A 16,863-nucleotide genomic window follows, 5' to 3' on the forward strand; every position below is an offset into this window, starting at 1 on the left:
GGGCAAAAATATAGGGAACCAGCATTATGCCGATGTACCGATCAAGAACCTCCACCCACGGTCGCAATATGGCGGGCGCACGCGGCCTCTGGCGCGCCACCGGCATGACCGAAAGCGACTTTGGCAAGCCGATCATCGCGATCGTGAACTCCTTCACCCAGTTTGTGCCCGGCCACGTCCACCTCAAGGATCTCGGCCAGATGGTCGCCCACGAGGTCGAAGCCGCAGGCGGTGTGGCCAAAGAATTCAACACCATCGCGGTCGATGACGGCATCGCCATGGGCCACGATGGGATGCTCTACTCGCTGCCCTCTCGCGAGGTGATTGCCGACAGCGTGGAGTATATGGTCAACGCCCATTGCGCCGACGCCATGGTCTGCATCTCCAACTGCGACAAGATCACGCCGGGCATGATGATGGCGGCTATGCGCCTCAACATTCCGGTGATCTTCGTCTCCGGTGGCCCGATGGAAGCGGGCAAGATCGACATCGAATCCCTTGATGCGAAAAAAGTCGACCTCGTCGATGCGATGGTGGCCGCCGCCAGCGACAAGCTCACCGACGAAGAGGTGCTGCATATCGAGGAAAACGCCTGCCCCACCTGCGGCTCCTGCTCGGGCATGTTTACCGCGAACTCAATGAACTGCCTGGCTGAGGCGCTGGGTCTGGCGCTGCCGGGCAATGGCTCCACACTGGCAACTCACGCGGACCGGAAGAATCTGTTCCTTGAGGCCGGGCGCAAGATCGTCGAGATCACCAAACGCCACTACGAGCAGGACGAGAAGGGCTTGCTGCCACGTGAAATCGCGACCTTTAAGGCCTTCGAGAACGCCATGAGCCTCGATATCGCCATGGGTGGTTCCACCAATACCGTATTGCACCTCCTCGCAATTGCACACGAGGGCAAGGTGGACTTCACAATGCAGGACATCGACCGCCTCAGCCGCAAGGTGCCGTGCCTGTGCAAGGTCGCGCCCAATATTGAGAACGTCCATATGGAGGACGTTCACCGCGCCGGTGGGATCTTCTCGATCCTTGGCGAATTGAGCCGCGCAGATTTGCTGCATAACGACGTCTCGACCGTGCACAGCCCGACCATGGGCAGCGCCATCGCCAAATGGGACATTGCCGTCGCCAACAACCCGGAGGCCGAAGAGCTATTCAAGGCCGCCCCCGGTGGTGTGCGCACCACACAAGCCTTCAGTCAGGCCAATCGGTTCAAGGACCTCGACACCGACCGGAAAGGCGGCGTCATCCGCGCCAAAGAACATGCCTTCAGTCAGGACGGTGGTCTTGCCGTGCTGTTCGGCAACATCGCGCTGGATGGCTGTATCGTGAAAACCGCCGGTGTGGATGCTTCAATCCTGAAATTCACCGGCACCGCCTATGTCTGCGAGAGCCAGGATCAGGCGGTTAATGACATCCTGACCGGCAAGGTCAGCGCGGGCGACGTAGTGGTGATCCGCTACGAGGGGCCCCGCGGCGGGCCGGGCATGCAGGAAATGCTCTACCCGACGTCCTATCTGAAATCCAAAGGGCTCGGCAAAGAATGCGCCTTGCTCACGGATGGGCGCTTCTCCGGCGGCACCTCCGGTCTCTCGATCGGACATGTCTCGCCAGAAGCTGCCGAAGGCGGCACCATCGGTCTGGTCGAGCATGGCGACACCATTGAAATCGACATCCCCAACCGTTCGATCCATCTGGCGGTGGATGAGGCTACTCTGGCCGCGCGCCGTGCCGCGCAGGATGAAAAAGGCTGGAGGCCCGCAGCAAAGCGCAAGCGTAAGGTCTCCACGGCGCTCAAAGCCTATGCGATGCTCGCCACCTCGGCCGCCAAAGGTGCGGTACGCCAGGTGCCCGAAGACGAGTAAGCGCCCCTTTGATGCTACACAAAAGGCCCCTCGCGATCTCCGCGTAGGGGCCTTATTGATCTGGGCTGCCTCCCTGCGCTGCCGGTGCGAGATCAACACCCCGCTTGTTCTGCGAAAGCGTCACGTTGCCACAAAGCGCACGCCGGGCGTCAGCCCGGCGCCGGGCCCAACGGGACCAGATCATTTCAATGATCGCAGGACAGGCGGGAGCACACCCGCCTCTGAGACTTTAATCAATCGCCCAATTTGGCGTGCAGCTCATCAAGGTCGATCTCACCGATGGGCATTTTATTGGCTGGGTTCTCAAAATCATATTTGAAAACCTCAAAGTCACGTTTGTAGATCTCATAAACCAGATGCATCGACAGATCGTCGAAGTAGTCCTCGACCGGATGCGCTCGTTTTGGGCCGTGACCCTCACTCTCATTAAAACGCGGGATCGACGCCAGATCTACCTTATGCGGCGTCTCAATCGCATCGAGCACATCCTGCATGCCGTCATTGAATTTCTCTGTCCACACCACCTTGTCGTAGCGCCCGCCGTTCACAATGAACGTCGACACATGACCCGACGCCGCGGACCAGTGGATGTCCGGATCCATCGGTCGGCGCCAGCGGATGGTATCGCGTGCAAAAAGCAGGAAACGCCGAAAGCTCTTGATTTGGTCAAACTCTTGCTTGCCATCTTCGCCACCCACCTCGATCCCGTATTCATAGACCAGCTGGGGCACCAAATTACCGCGATAGCGCCGCCCATTCCGTTGGATTCCGCAAATCTTGTCAAAAAACGAACTGAGTATCCGCGTGTAGGGGTTGCGCACGCAGGTGAAGGCATAGGCGCTGTGAGATGTCACATTAGACTGGATCAGAGGTTTGCTTTCCTCTTGCGCCCACTTGTGCAACCCGGCAGTCGAGTCGTGGATATCGCCATCAAAAAAGCGCCCGTGGTCTGAATAGAACATGATCTGGCCGATGGTGGAGCACGCGCATTTTGGCACCACGCGGTACACCACGCTCTCGCTCTCGGTCATCCAAGTGCCCGGAAATCCCATCTCTTAAACGTCCCCTGCGTCTCTCTTGGGGCAAGAATGCCCGATCTGTTCGTAAATGCAGAACAATCTGGTTTATTCAGTCCTAGTTCCACTTTATCAAGGAAACAGTTCGATAAAACAGGCTATTGCATCCCAACTATGGCAAAAATCGCCTATATTCTGCTCTGCCACAAGGATCCGGAGGCCATCATTCAGCAGGCCAACCGGCTGACTGCGACCGGCGATTTCATGGCGATCCACTTTGATGCCCGCGCCAAAGCACGCGATTTCCGCACCATACGTGCTGCGCTTTGTGACAATCCCAATGTGACCTTCGCAAAGCGTCGGGTGAAATGTGGGTGGGGGGAATGGTCACTGGTGCGCGCCACGCTCAACGCATTGCAGGCGGCAGTGGACGAATTTCCGCGTGCGACACATTTTTACATGTTGTCCGGTGACTGCATGGCCATCAAGACCGCCGAATATGCGCGTGCGTTTCTTGACCAACATGACAAGGACTTCATCGAGAGCTTTGATTTCTTTGAAAGCGACTGGATCAAGACCGGTATGAAAGACGACCGGCTGATCTATCGCCATTACTTCAACGAGCGCACGCAAAAACAACTGTTTTATGCATCCTATGAGCTGCAAAAGAAGCTGAACCTGACGCGCGATGTTCCCCATGACATTCAGGTTCAGATCGGCAGTCAATGGTGGTGCCTGCGTCGTCGCACCGTTGAGGCGGTTCTGTCCATGACGCGTAAGCGCCGGGATGTGATGCGGTTTTTCTCCACCACGTGGATCCCTGACGAGACTTTTTTTCAAACCCTTGTCCGTCACCTGATCCCAGAGAACGAAATAGAATGCCGGACGCTGACGTTTTTGATGTTCAGCGACTACGGCATGCCGGTGACCTTCTACAATGATCACTACGATCTGCTCCTGGGGCAGGATTTCCTGTTCGCGCGTAAGATCAGCCCGGATGCAAAAGAACTCAAAACCCGCCTCGGGCGCCTTTATGCCGCGCGCGATGTAGAGTTCAAAATCTCCAATGAGGGGCGCAACCTCTATAAATTCCTGTCAGAACGCGGCCGCACGGGGCAGCGCTTTGCCTCGCGGTTCTGGGAAACAGAGAGCAGTTTGGGACGTGAGCGGGAATTGCTGATCCTCACTTGCAAGAAATGGCACGTCGCCAAACGCATGCTGGAGCAAATCCGAAAACTCACCAACACCCCAGCGATTGAGTACCTCTTTCACGAGGAGAGCACGCCGCTTCCTGATCTTGGTGGCATCCAGCGCACGTTGGCCAAACGCACCCGGCATCGGCGCGCGTTGGTGCGCATGTTGTTTGACTACTTTGAAACAGATCGCATGATCATCTGTCTGGATCCATCCGCACTGGATCTGATGCATGACTTTTTCTCCGATCGCTCACACACGCGCCTGTTGCGGATCGATTGTGAATTCGCCGATGACTATCTGATCGGACACGCGCATAGGGTGGGACTCGCGGGGGAACATGCGGCCAAAGCCACGCTGGAGCGACTGCTGCCCGCAATCCGCAACGATATCAGCAACGAGGTCGACCGGATCCGTGATGCCGGGTTTGAGCGTCACTGGGCGGTGGCCGAGCGCGCCTTTGAAAAAGACAACGCAAGCGCGGTTGCGCAGTTTCTCGACGTGCCGATGGACACCGCCTTTGAGGTGGTGCGCACGCCACATCTGTTTGCCGACTGAGCACTCACCACATAAGGTAGAGCGCCAAGGGGTTATTTTGGTTTACGCCCAAACCAGCGCCGCACGCCGCGCGTGCGGTCGTCAATGGCGTCTCCGGCTGCGTAGAACCCATCCTCAACATTTTCAAACATCGGATCCAGACGGTTGCGTTTGAAACGGCGCAGGCGCACGAAGATGGCCCAGAAGATTGCTGCCAGCAACACAAGTATGGTGATGGAGATCCAGTTGATTGGCTTGTCATCCGGACCTGCCGCAGCAGAGATGGATACCGCGTTCGGAAAGGACGAGAGCAACTCGCTGCGCCAGCCATAATGCATGATACGCACCCATTCCGGGTCATCCTTGGTAGAGATCGCATCATTGGCCTCAGTATAGAGGTTCGCAGTGTCGAACTTGAAATAAGGTGGCCAGTTCCAGCCGGTGTCTTCATTGCGATACACGATCGCTTTGCCATTGGGGCGCACGGCCTGAATGAACTGAACATCCCGATTGGACAGGCCACTGCTCTGAGTGTCCGGCGTCGACCAGAACATCCGCGTCCAATCACCAAGCTCTTTGCGCTCTTCATAGGTGTTAACGATGCGGACCACGTCATATTGTGGCAACGTGTAGTGCAGGAAGCCTCCGACAAAGAGCCAGAAGATCAGAATGAAAATCCACTTCACATAGGCCATTTCGCCCCCTTCACGCGCTGAGCCACTCTATCCAATGTCGGGCATCCGGCCTCCCGAAACAATGACATAGGGCGAATTATTCGCGGTGCCGTGGGTGAAACCCCAGTTGCGCACCGGCCCGCGCTGGATGCAAGTCATACGCGGGCCGGTCAAGGGTTTTATCGCCGGTCAGCCGACAACGTTAAATTCAGGGCCATAGGGGTATTTCGTGATGTTCTCATTGCCATCTTCGGTGATGATGAGAATGTCGTGCTCACGGTAGCCACCTGCACCGGGCTGGTCTGCGGCAATTGTCAACATCGGCTCCATCGAGATCACCATGCCGGGCTCCAGTACCGTGTCGATATCTTCACGCAGTTCCAGCCCAGCTTCGCGACCGTAGTAATGCGACAGAACACCAAAAGAATGCCCATAGCCGAACGTTCGGTATTGTAAGAGGTCATACTCCTCGAAGAAACCGTTGATCGAATTGGTGATCTCAGCGCAGCTCGCCCCTGGCTTCAGCAGTGACATGCCATATTCATGGGCCGCGACATTAGCTTCCCAGATCTTCAGGCTGTCAGGGTCGACTTCCTGGACAAACATCGTCCGCTCCAACGCGGTATAGTACCCAGAGATCATGGGGAAGGTGTTCAGCGACAGGATATCGCCGCGCAGCAACTGGCGTGCTGTCACCGGATTATGTGCGCCATCGGTGTTCAAACCCGACTGGAACCACACCCATGTGTCGCGATACTCGGCGTCTGGAAACCGTTTGGCGATTTCCATCTCCATCGCGTCCCGACCCGCCATGGCCACGTCAATCTCGCGCACGCCCGCTTTGACCGCATCGCGAATGGCAAAACCGCCCACATCGGCAACAGCCGCCCCGGCCCGGATGATTTCCAGCTCGGCCAGAGACTTGTGCATCCGCTGCTGCATAGTGGCTTCATAGAGATCAACAGTCTGCTTGGGAGAAAGGAAGTGCTCCAGCTTATCACGTTGAAGCAGTGTGAGATGGTCACTCTCATATCCCACCACTTGCGCGGCACCCGTCACCGACAGGATCGCGCGCCAGAAGTTGTCTCGCTGCCAGTCAGTATAGGTGATGTTGTCGCAAAACGACCGCCGCCAGGGTTGGCCCGCGTCAATTCCGGCACTGATGGTTACCGCCTGATCCGCCGTCACAACCAGCCCATAGGGCCGCCCGAAGGAACAATAGGTAAAGCCCGAGTAGTAGGAAATATTATGCATGGACGTAAAAACCGCAGCCTCTACTCCCAGTTCAGACATGATACTGCGCAGATGCGCGATACGCGCTTCATACTCCGCCACGGCAAATTGCAGCGGCGCTTTCTCACCATTGTGAAAGCGATACATTTCAGGACGAGCAGTCATGCTGGACCCTCCTTTTGACAAGAAGATCCCGGCGTTCAGGATGTTGTTTGGAATGTGAAACCCGTGGTCACCCCACGCGCGACGCCATCGCTGGTTCCGCGCCGATGATGGGATGAAATCACCGATGCGGCAAGGGTTTTTTGGCCTGCCCGAACGACGGTCCGGGCAGGGTATTTGATCAGCCCGTAATCACCGCGACCAGATCGCTTTCAGGATCTGCGAGCGGTTCGATCACATTGAAATGGTGTTTTTCAAAGGCAATGACGTGATCCGCTTCCCATGCCTCCACCAGCCAGATCGCCTGATCAAGGAAGGCAGGCCGTTCCGCCCCACCAACCCAGACCGTCACATTGGCCTCATAGCGGTCTTGCATCTCAACCGGGCTCTCCGCTGCGGCCTCCTCCGCATCCATCTTGAACTTCTCGTTCATAGACGTGCGCAGCAAAGGTCGTAGATCCGACAAAGGCGAAATGGGCACGACGGTTCGAATCCGGCTCCCGACCGCCTCAGGCAGGACTGATTTATCGAGCATCCGTGCAACCAGATGTCCGCCCGCCGAATGTCCTGCCAGCACAATCGGGCCATCGATTTCTTTGGCCGCCGCCTGAACCGCCTGCGCGATCTCTTGCGTGATCTCAGGAATGCGCACATCCGGGCAAAGATCATAAGACGGCATCGCCACCGCCCAGCCCTTCTCGAGCGCACCGACAGCAAGGTGCGACCAACTGGATTTATCAAAGGCAAGCCAATAGCCGCCATGCACAAAAACGAACACCCCAACGGGCTCGCCTTCTGGCAGGAACAAATCGAATTTATGACGCGCTCCTGTGCCGTAAGCGATGTCCAGTCGCGCCCGCTCTTGCAGGCTATTGCGGAAATCTTCGGCTGAGGCCGCCCAGCGCGGGGGGTAGTCTGCGGCTCCTTCGATATAGGCTCCGTTGGCATAGGCGTCGTCGAGTTCCATCACATTCCCTTAACGTGTTAATTTTCTAGACTTATCGCTGTCACTGGACAACATTAGGCGCAACTGCTTTTGATTTGCGAGACCTGAATCTGCGGAGGAACCCATGCTCGACGCAACAACTGATCTGAAATCCCTTCTAAAGGATCCAAGCCTTCTGGAAGAGCGTGCCTATATCAACGGCGCCTTCATGGCTGGCGAGGGCACTTTCGCAGTGGCAAACCCGGCACGTGGTGACGTGATCGCGCAGGTGGCGGACGTAAGCCGCATGCAGGCCCGCGAGATGATTGCAGCCGCCAATACGGCTCAGAAAGAGTGGGCGAAATGGACCGGCAAAGAGCGTGCTGGCGTTCTGCGCAAATGGTTTGATCTGATGATGGAGAACCAAGAAGACCTCGCCGTAATCCTGACTGCGGAGATGGGGAAACCTCTGGCCGAGGCGCGCGGTGAGATCGCTTATGGTGCATCCTTCATCGAGTTCTTTGCCGAAGAAGCCAAGCGCGTCTACGGCGAGACCATTCCCGGTCACCAACGTGACAAACGCATCACGGTCATCAAGCAGCCGATTGGCGTTGCGGCCTCTATCACACCATGGAATTTTCCCAATGCCATGATCACCCGCAAGGCTGGCCCAGCGCTTGCCGCAGGGTGCGCCTTTGTGGCGCGTCCCGCGTCGGAGACACCGCTCTCAGCAACCGCACTGGCTGTCTTGGCAGAGCGTGCTGGCATCCCCGCGGGTGTGTTCAATGTCATTCCCGCATCCGATGCATCGGGCATTGGCAAGGAATTCTGCGAAAACCCGATTGTGCGCAAACTGACGTTCACTGGCTCCACCAATGTCGGTCGTATTCTGCTGCGGCAGGCTGCAGATCAGGTGATGAAATGTTCGATGGAATTGGGTGGCAACGCACCCTTTATCGTCTTTGACGACGCCGACCTCGACGCGGCAGTCGACGGCGCGATCATGTGCAAATTCCGCAACAACGGCCAAACCTGCGTCTGCGCCAACCGGATCTACGTGCAGGCAGGGATCTATGATGCCTTTGCTGCCAAGCTGAAAGAAAAAGTTGCCGCCATGAAGGTCGGTGACGGTCTCGAAGATGGCATCCATTTCGGTCCGCTGATCTCTGACGCGGCGGTCAAAAAAGTCGAGGATCATATCGCGGATGCCAAGGACAAGGGCGCTGAGGTGATCCTTGGCGGCAATCCATCCGAACTCGGCGGAACTTTCTTTGAGCCGACCATCGTAACCGGAGCAACACCAGAAATGGCCTTCGCCCAGGACGAAACATTTGGCCCGCTTGCACCGCTCTTTAAGTTTGAAACCGAAGACGAGGTGATTGAGATGGCAAATGACACCATCTTTGGCCTCGCATCCTATTTCTACGCCAAGGATCTGAGCCGCGTGTACAAGGTCGCAGAGGCACTGGAATATGGCATCGTCGGTATCAACACCGGGATCATCTCAACTGAAATGGCCCCCTTCGGTGGCGTTAAGCAATCCGGCTTGGGACGTGAGGGCAGCCATCACGGCATCGAGGATTATCTCGAGATGAAATACCTCTGCATGTCCGTCTAAGGTCAGGTATTCAGGTGGCGGGGGTGTCTATCCCCGCCGCCAGCGTCTGACAGAGACGGCGGATCGCCGCCCCCCATGCAGACGCCTCGGCTGCGGTTAAATGCGGCCCCATCACCTCGCGAAACGCCAACAGCAGCGCCCTTTGCGCCATATACATATGTCCCGAGGTCAGGCCCAGATGCCTGTGTCGCAGCAGTAAGCGATCAATCAGCGCTAACAATTCCGCGTCTTGACCAAGACTGCGCACACCTGCGGCCAGCACGCTGGCGAACATCTCTTTCTGATGAGAGAAGTCACCGGTGAACATGGCCTTGGTGTCAGGCATTTCCAGAAACAGGTACTCGTAGAATTTATCCGTGAGCGCAGCCTTGCGCGCAAAAACCTGTCTGAAGCTTCCTTTTACCAGTTGAGCATCAATCTGATGCAGTATGGCTATCCCCATCGCACACCCCCCGCTGAGTTGGTTTTTGCAGCGTATTGTCAGGAACAGTACCGAAACTTCGTAAATGCGGACTTATGCATGCGTCATTAAATTTACAGAAAACCGTCGTAAATACTTTGCACAGGATCGGCATGGCCAAGGCATTGCAACAATTCCAACAGGAGCTGCCGATGTCCCTGCGCCTTGTGTGCCTGACTTCTGCCCTCGCGCTGACCGCTGGTTTTGCGCAGGCTGAGAAATCCTTTAACCGGATCGCGTCCTTCCCCGTCATCAAGAACATGGCCGAAGGCGAAGACCAAACCCGTGAAAGCTCGCCAGAGATCATCGACGTCACTGCAGATGGCATGACACTGGTTTATACCGACAGCCCGCTCGGGGTACTCGGCATGATCGACATTACCGACGCCGCCAACCCGGCCCCCAAGGGCAACATCGCTCTGCCGGGTGAGCCGACCTCTGTCGCTGTCATCGGTTCCATCGCCTACGTGGGCGTCAACACCTCCGAGAGCTACACCCAGCCCTCCGGCCAGTTGATGGCCTTTGACACGACCACCGGCAAGGAACTTGCCTCCTGCGATCTCGGCGGTCAGCCGGACTCTGTTGCCAAGGCCAAAGACGGTTCCTTTCTGTCTATCGCGATCGAAAATGAGCGCGACGAGGACCTGAACGACGGCGTCATCCCGCAGATGCCTGCGGGCAACCTGGTGATGGTCAACACCACCGAAGGTGGCCTTGATTGCGCCAGCATGAAGATGGTCGATCTGACCGGGCTGGCCGACATCGCCGGCTCCGACCCCGAGCCTGAGTATGTTTCGATCAATGGCCTTGGCGAAACTGTCGTGACCTTGCAGGAAAACAACCATCTGGTTGTGGTCTCCAAGGAGGGTGAGATCCTGAACCACTTCTCCGCCGGTTCCGTTGATCTCGACGGGATCGACGCCACGGATGAACGCGGCGCGCTGATCTTTACCGAGAGCCAGCAGGGTCGCCTGCGCGAACCCGATGCGGTGACATGGATTGATGATGAGCATTTCGCCATCGCCAACGAAGGCGATTACAACGGCGGCTCGCGTGGCTGGAGCATCTTCAACAAAGATGGCACGCTCGTGTACGATTCCGGCGTCGATTTCGAACATGCCATCATCCAGATCGGCCACTATCCGGACAAACGGTCCGATGCCAAAGGCGTGGAACCTGAATCCGTGACCTTCGCGGAATTCGACGGTACGCCCTATGTCTTTGTCGGGGCCGAGCGCGCCTCGGTCGTGGGGGTCTATGACGTCACTGACCCGGCGAACCCGGTTCTGACCCAGCTGCTGCCGTCGGGCACTGGCCCCGAGGGCTATGTCACCATTCCGGAGCGCGGCCTGCTGATCTCCGCCAATGAAAAAGACCTCATTGAGGACGGTGGCGCGCGGGCGCATGTGATGCTGTTCGAACGTCAGGATGGCGCGCCGGTCTATCCGCATCTGACCTCTGCAGGCGCGGATGAATTGATCGGCTGGGGTGCAATCTCGGGCATGGTCGCGGATGAAGACGGGATGATCTGGGCTGTGAACGACAGCTTCTATGGCTTCCAGCCCTCCATCTTCAAAATCGACCCGTCGCAGACCCCGGCGCGCATCACCGATGTGATCCGCATTCATCGCGCCAATGGCGATGCGGCTCAGAAGCTCGACCTCGAAGGCATCACACTGGACGGCAAGGGCGGCTTCTACGTGGCCTCCGAAGGCCGCACGGAGCGTGCCATTCCGCATGCGATCTATCACGTCACCGCTGATGGTCTGATCAAGACCAACAAGGGCGAGATCACCATCCCGGCGGAACTGCAAGCGGTGGAAAAGCGCTTTGGGTTCGAAGGCATCACCAAGGTTGGCAACACGCTCTGGATGGCGGTGCAGCGTGAGTGGAAGGACGACCCCAAAAACCTTGTAAAACTGGTGTCCTACAACCTGGAAACCAAAGAGTGGGGAGCGGTTCATTATCCCAAGACAGAGCCAGCAACCGGCTGGGTCGGCCTGTCCGAGATCGTGGCTTATGGCGACTATGTCTACATCGTCGAGCGTGACAACCAGCATGATGATCGCGCGGTCACTAAGAAGATCTACCGCGTTGCCCTGTCTGAAATGACCCCTGCTCCGCTCGGTGGTGAGTTGCCTGTCGTGACCAAGGAAGAGGTCCGCGACCTGCTGCCCGATCTGAAATCCACCGGCGGTTATGTCCTCGATAAAGTCGAAGGGCTGGCCATCATGGCAGATGGCACCGCATGGGTTGCCACCGACAACGACGGCGTCGATGACAGCTCTGGCGAGACCATGTTCTGGTCCTTCAAGGTCGAGTAACCCGCTCGCCCATTCAGCCGACATTCCGACCACGCAAAGAGGCCTCCAAACGGGGGCCTCTTTCACGTTATACACGGGACGCTTTTCTTTGCCAGTCAGCTTGGCTATGTCTTTGTCACCTCAAGAAAGTGAGGTGATATTCTCAGGGCAGGGTGAAATTCCCTACCGGTGGTCACAGCCCACGAGCGGCCTTTGCTTTTGCAAAGGTGTCAGCAGACCCGGCGCAATTCCGGGGCCGACGGTCATAGTCCGGATGGAAGAGAATGGAGAGCCCCGCACCGCCCCTAATCCGGAGGCGGCATCGGGTCTGTTCGTCTGCCTTGGGTCACATGCGTACCGAGGAAAGGACGACACGCAGATGGCTCAAACGCTCCCCACCCCGCTCAAGGCGGCTGGCCTCATGGTCATCGCCGGAGCCTGTTTCGCGCTGGTCAACACCGCGCTGCAATCGGCCACCATGCTTCATGGGGCCTCCGCTCCGACGGTGACCTTCTGGCAGTATCTGATCGCGCTTTTGTTTTATATTCCATGGATCTGGCGCAATCGGTCGGCTGTGCTGTCGACCCGACAGATCGCATCCCATGTGCTGCGTGTCGCGCTGGCCGTCGCTGGCGTGCAACTCTGGACACTGGGGCTTGCCCATGTGCCGATCTGGCAGGCAATTGCGCTGATCCTGTTGTCGCCCTTCTTTGTCACCATCGGGGCGGGGCTGTTCCTGCGTGAAGAGGTCTCGTTGCATCGCTGGGGCGCGGTTGTCGTGGGCCTTATCGGCGGCATGGTGATCCTTGCGCCGTGGTCGGACCGGTTTCAACTGGCAGCACTGCTCCCGGTGGCTGCTGCCGCCTTCTGGGCAGCAAGTTCCGTAGTGACCAAGCAACTCACACGCCGCGACAACACCGAGACCGTCACCATTTACCTGCTGCTGCTGCTGAGCCCCGCCAATGCGTTGCTCACGGCCAGCACCGGCTTTACCCTGCCACAAGGAACGCTTTGGCTGGTGATCGGGGCCGGGCTTTTGACCGCACTTGCGCAGCATACTTTGGTGCGTGCCTATACGCTCGCCGATGCGGCGTTTTTGCAGCCCTTTGATCACCTGAAACTGGTGTTCAACGTCGGTCTTGGCGCGCTGGTCTTTGGATTTATGCCTGACGGGAATATGTGGCTCGGCACCATGCTGATCCTTGTGGCCAGCATCTATCTGTTGAGCCGGGAGGCCCGCGCCCGGCCACCCTCACCCGCGCAAAATACCTGAAACAAGTTCTGCAGAAATTTCTGCCGTGCGCGATTGAGCTTTCGTCACAGTACCACTGCCAAATTTTGCGCTCAGCGAGCTCTCTGCCGATGACATGAGTGACGCAGCCCCCAACAGCTGCGTAACGACTGCCAGCGCCCCGGCAACACCCGCGCCCTGCCAGCGCTCGGTCGCCTGCACGGTGGCAACGAGGCTTTCGAGTAACGTGTCCAAAGCACCCCCTGTTTCCGAGGTCAGGGCGTGGTCCAATAGTTCACGCAGTACGAGTTGCCCTGCAGTGGAGTCCACGCTCAAGAGCCGCTGATAGGATGCAAAGAAAGCCGCCAACTGATCTTCGGGCGGATGATCATCTTCCATCGCGTCAAAAAGCAACTGCAGTACCGCTGCGGCCGCCTGCTCGACCGCGAGCGTATATAATGCGCCTTTGCTGCCAAAGTGGTGCAAAAGCGCCTGCTTGCTCAGGCCTAACTCTCTGGCGATGCTTGAGATCGAGGCCCCGGCATATCCATGCGCCGCAAACAGGCGGCACGCGCTTTCAATGAGTTGGGTCCGGGTCTTGGATGGCGCATCACGTAATGTCATTGCGCCATTAACACAGGTGATCACGTGGGCGGCAACCTACCGATTGGTAGGGGTGCGTAAATCCACAAATAAAATCGCCCCCAGCCGTAAGACCGGGGGCGCAGCAAACAGGATGCCTGTGCATCCCGGGGAGGGATCAGTTCACGGTCGAGCCCGCGATTTCCTTGGGCTTGGATCCTGCGGCGGATGCGATTTCAATCCGGCGCGGTTTCAGCGCTTCGGGAACTTCGCGCACCAGGTCGATATGGAGCATACCGTCGGCGTGGCTTGCACCTTCGACCCGCACGTGATCCGCCAGCGTAAAGCGGCGTTCAAACGCGCGAGTGGCAATACCGCGATGCAGATAGGTGCGCTCGCCAGCCTCTTCGGTTTTGCGCGCCGACACGACCAAGGCGTGTTCCTTCACCTCGACGTTCAGCTCATCTTCGGAAAACCCAGCGACGGCGATCGAGATGCGGTAGGCATCTTCTGAGGTTTTTTCGATGTTGTAAGGGGGGTAGCTGGGCTGCTGGATATCCGAGCTCATGACCCGATCCATCAGGTCTGCAATCTGGTCAAATCCAACCGTTGCACGGTGCAGCGGAGCAAAATCAAACGTACGCATGGTTCATCCTCATCTTTGAGCGATAACTGCTATGAAGCCCTCCCAACACGGGACGGGCGGTTCTTTCTCAGAGCCCAATCATTGGCGCCCTGAACACCCTCCGATTTATGAAGGGTCACCGCAGTTTCAAGAGGTTCATGCTCAATTGGAGATAAATTTTGCGCCGAGATCGTTGCGGCGTGGCTCGCCGACCTGCACCCGGCCAACACCTTGCGGCATACGGCTCCCGACATGGGCACCTGTCAATTGCGCCTCCAGTAGCGCCAGTTCATCCGCAAGTGACGCGCCAAGCGAAACTGCAGATCCCTCCACTCGCGCTTTGGCGGAAACCACGGAAACAATCCGGGGACGCTCCCCCTCGAAGGAGAACACCGGCGCGCCGGACGCGCCGAAATCCACATCGCAGGACATCACCAGCACGCCATCCTGACGGGCGATTACCATGCAGACCTCTTGCAGCGAAGGGGCCTCGGACCGATCCTGCGCGTAGGACACCACACCGACCCGTGCCCCCTTACGCGGGCGGGCGTCCGTTTCAAACGGTGTGACGGTGGTATTGCGAATGGGGCGTTGCAATTGCAGCAAGGCAATGTCGTTGCGCACCCGTTTTGCCGATAGCGTGCCATCGTAGACATAAGACGGATGCAGCACCGCACGTTTTACCGCGCGATAGGCCGAGGCACGCCCATTGCGCCACCCCGCCAGAAACTCAATGGAGGTCGGGTCGATCTGCTCCATCGTGTCACGATCATAAAGGCAATGCGCGGCCGTCAAAACAATGTCGGGCGCAATCAACGCACCTGTGCAAAACCCCTCGCCCTTACGATCCAGACGGCCAACCGCCTCCCAATCGCGCCCCGCGTCGGTGGTCTCCAGGCTCTTGAGCCGGGTATTCTCCCCGCTCAGGGTCGTGCCCGCCATCGCGGCAGCAGACAAGGCGCAAAACACCCCGCTCAAAATCAAACGCTTCATCGGCAGCACAGACACTCTCCACATCCCTCATGCGGCAGTCTAGCCAACGCTTCGGGCAAAAATTGGGCGCGCGTGGGCGATTCCGCGCATCCCTTGGTGATGCCGTTTGCGCAGGTTCAACGCAAGATGGGAACATCGGATCGGCTGCACTCCGCTTCCAGCGCAGGCGGTTTGGGTCCCCCGGTTGCCCAGTCCAACAGCTCAACCGTATGCACGATTGGGATGTTGGTGCCAGACCCGATCTGCATCATGCACCCGATGTTGCCCGCTGCAATAATATCCGGGTTCTTTGCCTCAAGCGTGCGTAGTTTTCGCGCCTTAAGTTGCGCCGAAATTTCCGGCTGCAACAGATTATAAGTCCCGGCAGAGCCGCAACACAAATGGCTGTCCGCTGGCTCCACCACTTTGAACCCGGCACGTTTCAGCAAGGTCTTCGGGTGGGTCTTGATCTGTTGTCCGTGCTGCAAGGAACAGGCGGCATGATAGGCGATGGTCAGCCCCTTGTCCGCGCCCTCAGGCAGGTCAAGCTGCATCAGCAATTCAGAGACATCCATCGCAAGGCCAGAGACCGTTGCCGCATCCTCCGCCAAGGCATCGTTGCAGAACATGTGACCGTAGTCCTTTACGGTGGTGCCGCAGCCGGATGTGTTGATGACAATCGCGTCCAGACCTTTGCCATTTTTCTCTGCCATCCAGGCGTGGATATTCTTTGCCGCCGCCCCGTGGCTCTCATCCTCGCGTCCCATGTGGTGCGTAAGCGCGCCGCAGCAGCCTGCGCCTTCGGCCACTACGACCTCGCAGCCCAAACGCCGCAGCAGGCGAATGGTGGCGTCATTGATATCGGTGTTCAGCGCCTTTTGCGCACACCCCGTCATCAACGCGACGCGCTTTACCTGCGCAACTTCCGGCGCAAAGCTCTGCGGGTCGTCATTTCGGCTCACCGGAGGGATCACTTTGGGTGCCATCTCCAGCATCGCCCGCAGCCGCGCATCCGGCATCCATCCCCGGAAGGGCCGCGCAATCTTCGCTCCAAGAAGCGCTAGCCGGAAACGGGTCGGATAGGGCAACACACGCGCCAGAATCCAGCGCAGTGCGCGGTCGCCAAAGGGCCGTTTGTAGTGCTTGTCGATATAGGCGCGCGCATGATCCACCAGATGCATGTAATGCACGCCAGACGGGCAAGTGGTCATGCAGGCCAGACAAGACAGGCAGCGGTCGATATGTTTGACGGTTTTCTCATCCGGAACACGCTCGTTTTCCAGCATGTCCTTGATCAGGTAGATCCGCCCGCGCGGGCTGTCGAGCTCATCGCCCAGCACCTGATAGGTCGGACAGGTGGCGGTGCAGAAACCGCAGTGCACGCAAGTGCGCAGGATCTCATTCGCGCGTTGCGTTCCGGGGTTTTGAAGTTGTTCATCGGAAAAACTGGTCTGCATCGT

The 16,863-nt window shown here is 58.0% G+C and carries 14 protein-coding genes and 1 riboswitch; of the genes, 5 read left to right on the plus strand and 9 right to left on the minus strand.

Translation table 11 applies throughout. From position 1 onward, the window contains the following. Positions 1-26: 26 nt before the first annotated feature. Positions 27-1,871, plus strand: coding sequence for a dihydroxy-acid dehydratase (ilvD, locus tag K529_RS11910; protein WP_005650910.1), 1,845 nt, complete (start codon positions 27-29; stop codon positions 1,869-1,871). Positions 1,872-2,104: 233 nt separating this feature from the next. Here ilvD and K529_RS11915 read toward each other — a convergent pair whose 3' ends face one another. Continuing rightward, complete coding sequence (locus tag K529_RS11915; RefSeq protein WP_005630033.1) at positions 2,105-2,923, minus strand: sulfotransferase family protein; 819 nt, start codon at positions 2,921-2,923, stop codon at positions 2,105-2,107. A 138-nt stretch (positions 2,924-3,061) separates the two neighbouring features. On the opposite strand from K529_RS11915, the gene K529_RS11920 reads away from it, so the two are divergent. Continuing rightward, a complete protein-coding gene (locus K529_RS11920; RefSeq protein ID WP_005630030.1) occupies positions 3,062-4,639 on the plus strand; it encodes a DUF5928 domain-containing protein in 1,578 nt (525 codons plus the stop codon). A 32-nt stretch (positions 4,640-4,671) separates the two neighbouring features. Here K529_RS11920 and K529_RS11925 read toward each other — a convergent pair whose 3' ends face one another. The 3 genes from K529_RS11925 to K529_RS11935 form a co-directional block, all read right to left on the minus strand. Further along, positions 4,672-5,313, minus strand: coding sequence for a DUF1523 family protein (locus K529_RS11925; protein ID WP_005630027.1), 642 nt, complete (start codon positions 5,311-5,313; stop codon positions 4,672-4,674). Between the two features lie 168 nt (positions 5,314-5,481). Continuing rightward, positions 5,482-6,690 carry an aminopeptidase P family protein gene (locus K529_RS11930; protein WP_005630024.1) on the minus strand — a complete coding sequence of 403 codons (1,209 nt, stop codon included), beginning with the start codon at positions 6,688-6,690 and terminating at the stop codon, positions 5,482-5,484. A 178-nt stretch (positions 6,691-6,868) separates the two neighbouring features. Next, entirely contained in the window at positions 6,869-7,654 is a 786-nt protein-coding gene (locus K529_RS11935; protein ID WP_005630022.1) for an alpha/beta hydrolase, read from the minus strand. Positions 7,655-7,757: 103 nt separating this feature from the next. Between K529_RS11935 and K529_RS11940 the strand changes: the two genes are divergently transcribed. Next, positions 7,758-9,230: an NAD-dependent succinate-semialdehyde dehydrogenase gene (locus K529_RS11940; RefSeq protein WP_046002110.1), complete on the plus strand. Its 1,473-nt coding sequence runs from the start codon at positions 7,758-7,760 to the stop codon at positions 9,228-9,230. Between the two features lie 10 nt (positions 9,231-9,240). On the opposite strand, the gene K529_RS11945 is transcribed toward K529_RS11940, so the two are convergent. Continuing rightward, positions 9,241-9,672 (minus strand): globin domain-containing protein, encoded by a 432-nt coding sequence (locus tag K529_RS11945; protein ID WP_005622221.1) that lies wholly within the window; start codon positions 9,670-9,672, stop codon positions 9,241-9,243. A gap of 170 nt (positions 9,673-9,842) precedes the next feature. On the opposite strand from K529_RS11945, the gene K529_RS11950 reads away from it, so the two are divergent. Together K529_RS11950 and K529_RS11955 are read left to right on the plus strand one after the other, a co-directional pair. Then, positions 9,843-12,014: an esterase-like activity of phytase family protein gene (locus K529_RS11950; protein WP_198528095.1), complete on the plus strand. Its 2,172-nt coding sequence runs from the start codon at positions 9,843-9,845 to the stop codon at positions 12,012-12,014. Between the two features lie 134 nt (positions 12,015-12,148). Then, positions 12,149-12,283: riboswitch (FMN riboswitch) on the plus strand. Positions 12,284-12,372: 89 nt separating this feature from the next. Continuing rightward, complete coding sequence (locus tag K529_RS11955) at positions 12,373-13,266, plus strand: DMT family transporter (protein WP_005622224.1); 894 nt, start codon at positions 12,373-12,375, stop codon at positions 13,264-13,266. Here the strand turns inward: K529_RS11955 and K529_RS11960 are convergent. The 4 genes from K529_RS11960 to glcF form a co-directional block, all read right to left on the minus strand. Then, positions 13,246-13,848, minus strand: a complete 603-nt coding sequence (locus tag K529_RS11960) for a TetR/AcrR family transcriptional regulator (protein WP_040642365.1) — start codon at positions 13,846-13,848, stop codon at positions 13,246-13,248. The two genes, K529_RS11955 and K529_RS11960, sit on opposite strands and share 21 nt — an antisense overlap. A 136-nt stretch (positions 13,849-13,984) precedes the next feature. Further along, positions 13,985-14,452: an Hsp20 family protein gene (locus tag K529_RS11965; protein WP_005622228.1), complete on the minus strand. Its 468-nt coding sequence runs from the start codon at positions 14,450-14,452 to the stop codon at positions 13,985-13,987. A 141-nt stretch (positions 14,453-14,593) separates the two neighbouring features. Then, positions 14,594-15,448, minus strand: a complete 855-nt coding sequence (locus K529_RS11970; protein WP_193600241.1) for a trypsin-like serine peptidase — start codon at positions 15,446-15,448, stop codon at positions 14,594-14,596. Between the two features lie 92 nt (positions 15,449-15,540). Then, positions 15,541-16,860, minus strand: coding sequence for a glycolate oxidase subunit GlcF (glcF, locus tag K529_RS11975; RefSeq protein WP_005622232.1), 1,320 nt, complete (start codon positions 16,858-16,860; stop codon positions 15,541-15,543). Between the last annotated feature and the right edge of the window lie 3 nt (positions 16,861-16,863).

It is taken from the genome of Tritonibacter mobilis F1926, assembly GCF_000376545.2.
Taxonomy (GTDB): Bacteria; Pseudomonadota; Alphaproteobacteria; order Rhodobacterales; family Rhodobacteraceae; genus Epibacterium; species Epibacterium mobile.

Excerpts from the sequence above, each read along its gene's own strand:
- K529_RS11955 (WP_005622224.1), top strand. The coding sequence starts at position 12,373 with ATGGCTCAAACGCTCCCCACCCCGCTCAAGGCGGCTGGCCTCATGGTC.
- K529_RS11920 (WP_005630030.1), top strand. The coding sequence starts at position 3,062 with ATGGCAAAAATCGCCTATATTCTGCTCTGCCACAAGGATCCGGAGGCC.
- K529_RS11930 (WP_005630024.1), bottom strand. The coding sequence starts at position 6,690 with ATGACTGCTCGTCCTGAAATGTATCGCTTTCACAATGGTGAGAAAGCG.
- ilvD (WP_005650910.1), top strand. The coding sequence starts at position 27 with ATGCCGATGTACCGATCAAGAACCTCCACCCACGGTCGCAATATGGCG.
- K529_RS11945 (WP_005622221.1), bottom strand. The coding sequence starts at position 9,672 with ATGGGGATAGCCATACTGCATCAGATTGATGCTCAACTGGTAAAAGGA.
- K529_RS11960 (WP_040642365.1), bottom strand. The coding sequence starts at position 13,848 with ATGACATTACGTGATGCGCCATCCAAGACCCGGACCCAACTCATTGAA.
- K529_RS11965 (WP_005622228.1), bottom strand. The coding sequence starts at position 14,452 with ATGCGTACGTTTGATTTTGCTCCGCTGCACCGTGCAACGGTTGGATTT.
- K529_RS11935 (WP_005630022.1), bottom strand. The coding sequence starts at position 7,654 with ATGGAACTCGACGACGCCTATGCCAACGGAGCCTATATCGAAGGAGCC.
- K529_RS11950 (WP_198528095.1), top strand. The coding sequence starts at position 9,843 with ATGTCCCTGCGCCTTGTGTGCCTGACTTCTGCCCTCGCGCTGACCGCT.
- glcF (WP_005622232.1), bottom strand. The coding sequence starts at position 16,860 with ATGCAGACCAGTTTTTCCGATGAACAACTTCAAAACCCCGGAACGCAA.
- K529_RS11970 (WP_193600241.1), bottom strand. The coding sequence starts at position 15,448 with ATGTGGAGAGTGTCTGTGCTGCCGATGAAGCGTTTGATTTTGAGCGGG.
- K529_RS11925 (WP_005630027.1), bottom strand. The coding sequence starts at position 5,313 with ATGGCCTATGTGAAGTGGATTTTCATTCTGATCTTCTGGCTCTTTGTC.
- K529_RS11915 (WP_005630033.1), bottom strand. The coding sequence starts at position 2,923 with ATGGGATTTCCGGGCACTTGGATGACCGAGAGCGAGAGCGTGGTGTAC.
- K529_RS11940 (WP_046002110.1), top strand. The coding sequence starts at position 7,758 with ATGCTCGACGCAACAACTGATCTGAAATCCCTTCTAAAGGATCCAAGC.